The sequence below is a fragment of the Syntrophaceticus schinkii genome, from assembly GCF_000946815.1.
Classification (GTDB): domain Bacteria; phylum Bacillota; class DSM-12270; order Thermacetogeniales; family Thermacetogeniaceae; genus Syntrophaceticus; species Syntrophaceticus schinkii.
This window is the reverse complement of record NZ_CDRZ01000189.1, coordinates 1-1,475: the sequence shown is the minus strand read 5'-3', so window position 1 is coordinate 1,475 and position 1,475 is coordinate 1. Positions and strand designations below refer to the sequence as shown.

General features: G+C 43.3%; 2 protein-coding genes and 1 pseudogene. All 3 read right to left on the bottom strand.

All coding sequences use genetic code 11. From position 1 onward, the window contains the following. Window positions 1–92 precede the first annotated feature (92 nt). Window positions 93–515, bottom strand: a complete 423-nt coding sequence (locus SSCH_RS07250) for a hypothetical protein (RefSeq protein WP_044664881.1) — start codon at window positions 513–515, stop codon at window positions 93–95. Then, window positions 512–688: a hypothetical protein gene (locus SSCH_RS18280; protein ID WP_156972169.1), complete on the bottom strand. Its 177-nt coding sequence runs from the start codon at window positions 686–688 to the stop codon at window positions 512–514. The genes SSCH_RS07250 and SSCH_RS18280 overlap by 4 nt, the downstream gene beginning before the upstream one ends. Window positions 689–1,091: 403 nt before the next feature. Then, window positions 1,092–1,475, bottom strand: a pseudogene (locus tag SSCH_RS07245) (hypothetical protein); the annotation flags it as partial.

The following is a 1,475-nucleotide window of genomic DNA, read 5'->3' as shown; positions in this document are numbered from 1 at the left end:
TTATCTTTTAGCCGAACTACAAGGTGGATGTTTTTGCTGCACAAGTGGTTGATAAAAGGACCTTGGCAAAGCCGGCATCAACCACCACTATGTCAGCAAATGTTATATACCTGGTAGAGCCAGTCAACCAGCCTCTTGGAAGCTGTGGTCTCGCCCTCCCCCGGCTTGATCGGTTCAAAACCTAAAATGATCGGCGGTTTGCCACCCACTATCTGGCAGGTGACAATCTTATGCTCGTAGGTAGTCGTCCCATCCTGGTGATGCACTTCCTGGCAGGCGTTACAGCATCGGCTCTGAGTTCTGAATATACCTGTGCCGTCAATAGCCGCTACACGGTAATGATCAATGGTCGGCAACATCTTGCTGCGCCGTGCTTTGTTGATTACTGCTATATACAGCTTTTTAATCGGTTCCAGTTCCATTCCAATAGAACTGTGACGGATGGTATCTGCCGAGGGTGGCCTCTGTTTCCTGGGTAGAAGCTTTTTAAAACTCTCTTTTTGCTCTGCGCTCAAGTTCTTCCAAACTTTGCACCTGCAAAGCAAAGCCTATCAGAAGTGTTACCCAGATAGTACCCGGTTCTATCTTCTGGATCTTTTCTTTCATCTTTTGCCCATTTTGTACAGCCCTCAGGCAGGAATACCTTGTTGATGTATCGAAGAAAATCTTTGAGCCACCGTTTCGACATCGGTGGTAACACCTCCTGGAAATGATGATTTGATCGTTGTTGCTTCCAGGAGGTTTTTGTCATTAGTTATGTTTTTTCCTGCCTGTTTGGTTTAAAAAATGCGAATTAATAAAATTTTGCTTTTATACTGCGTTGCTTGCACCGCAAGAACTTAGGCGATCACCTGCGGAGTTTCTGTTGTGATTGCAGTACTGACGCATCAAAATGTTTAAAAATCTTGCGTAGTACAAAAACTTAGGCGTTTTTATCACCGATTCCGAAGTTTTTTTAGAAAAATATCCGTTCTACATGTGGCGGCACATCCTTTTCAAGCTATTTTGCTCCTTTTAACCTACTATAGCACCTTCAAATGGGCATACGGGTAGTGTACACCGTATTGAAACCGCTATGTTGAATAGAATTGCTAAGCTGCCGTTGGCCTTATTTTCCAATCATCATCCTGAACCAATCGCAGTTGGCCTGGGGATTTCATTAACTTGCGAATTCGCTTTGTATCTAAGGAATTGTAAATCATGTTTTTACGAAACTTTTCAATGAGTCTCCGAAACCCAACTTTTTTAGCATGTTCGGTTAGGCAAACCGAATGAAGCACCATTTCATTGAGCATCCGGCCAATATGCATCAAGTAGTGATATCCCTTCATTGCATTCCAGTTATGAGAAAAGATATGTTCGTAATGGTATCCTTGGTTGTTTTCTTTGAGAATGGTGTTCTCCTGAAGCCAACGCTTTCGGGCTATCAAATTGGAACGCGCGTGGATATTCGTCTTTTTGATTGGGTCACTGAA